General features: G+C 70.1%; 1 pseudogene. It reads left to right on the top strand.

Annotated elements, in window-relative coordinates:
- Positions 1–80: 80 nt before the first annotated feature.
- Positions 81–1660, top strand: a pseudogene (locus D7Y11_RS42520) (IS3 family transposase).
- The last annotated feature ends 35 nt before the right edge of the window (positions 1661–1695 follow it).

The raw sequence follows: 1695 nt of genomic DNA, 5'->3' as shown, positions 1-1695 counted from the left end.
CCCCCTGTGTCAGGGAAGTTGTCGCCTCGGCTGAATGGCCGGGATGACCACGCCTTGGGGGCGAGAGCAGACAGGACGCAGTGCCGTACACGGATGCATTCAAGTCTCAGATGGTGAAGCGGATGGTGGGCCCGGGGGCGGTGAGTGCGGCGGCGCTGGCCCGCCAGGTGGGCGTCTCGCAGCCGACGTTGTCGCAGTGGTTGCGGGAGGCGAATAAGTTGGCGGCGATGACGCCCCCACCCGAGGAGAAGAAGCCTGCCGTGCCGAAGAAGTGGACGCCCGAGGAGAAGCTGCGCGTGCTGGCGGAGGCGCACGGACTGGAGGGCGAGACGCTGGGGGCACTTCTGCGCCGGGAAGGGCTGCACGAAGAGCAGTTGGCGGAGTGGCGGGCCGCGGCCGCTGGAGCACTTGCCCAAGGCGCGCAGACGGCCTCCTCCGGAGCGCTGACGGCCAGCCAGCGTCGTCGGCTGGCCTCCTCGGAAAAGCGGGTGAAGGAGCTGGAGCGGGAGCTACGCCGCAAGGAGAAGGCGCTGGCGGAGACGGCGGCGCTGCTGGTGCTCGAAAAAAAACTTCAGGCGATGGGCTGGGACGAGAAGGACGTGGACGACGAGGACGACGCAGCGGACGAGAAGCACGAGAAATGACGCTCGCCCACGTGCAGGAGGCCCTCCAGCAGGGCGTGCGGCTGGAGGCCGTCTGCGAGCGGCTCGGGGTGGCCCCTCGCACTATTCAGCGCTGGCGGAAGCCGGGCACCGCGCAGGACGGGCGGGCAGGTCCGCGCACCCGGCCCGCCAACCGCCTGTCCGAGGCGGAGAAGCGCCGCATGCTGGCGGTGGCCAACAGCGAGGAGTTCCGCGACGTCTCGCCCAAGCAACTGGTGCCCAGGCTCGCGGACCGGGGCGAGTACGTGGCCAGCGAGGCGAGCTTCTACCGGGTGCTGCGCGAAGCGGGCCAGTTGGCCCACCGGGGCCCCGCGAAGCCGCCCACGCCGCGCCCCAAGGCCGAGCACACGGCCCGAGCGCCCAACCAGGTGTGGAGCTGGGACATCACCTACCTGAAGGGCCCGGTGAAGGGCACCTTCCTCTACCTCTACCTCGTGGTGGACGTCTTCAGCCGCCGCATCATGGGCTGGCGCGTCCACGAGGAGGAGGCCTCCACGCATGCCGCGGCCCTCATCCGCGAAACCTGGCAGGCCGCGGGCTGCCCCCAGGGCCTGGTGCTGCACTCGGACAACGGCGGCCCGATGAAGGGCGCCACGATGCTCGCGACGCTGCAATGGCTGGGCGTGGCGCCTTCCTTCAGCCGGCCCCGCGTCTCGGACGACAACGCCTTTTCCGAGGCCCTCTTTCGTACCCTGAAGTACCGCCCCGCCTTCCCTCAGCGCCCCTTCGCGTCTGTCGGGGAGGCTCATGCATGGGTGGCGCGTTTCGTCGCCTGGTACAACACCGAGCACCGGCACTCCGCCATCCGCTTCGTCACGCCCGACGACAGACACTTCGGCCGCGATGCAGCCCTGCTCGCCCAGCGCCACCAGGTGTACCAGCGCGCCCGCGCACGTCACCCCGAGCGCTGGAGCCGCGACACCCGCGACTGGACGCCCGCGGGCCCCGTGCGCCTCAACCCCTCACCGGAAGTGCAGGAGCTGAAGCACATCGGCTGAACCCTCTCACGCGACAACTACCTTGACGCTCACCG

Source organism: Corallococcus sp. AB018 (assembly GCF_003986945.1).
Taxonomy (GTDB): Bacteria; Myxococcota; Myxococcia; order Myxococcales; family Myxococcaceae; genus Corallococcus; species Corallococcus exiguus.
The sequence above is the reverse complement of the archived record's forward strand: the minus strand, read 5'-3'. Positions and strand labels throughout refer to the sequence as shown.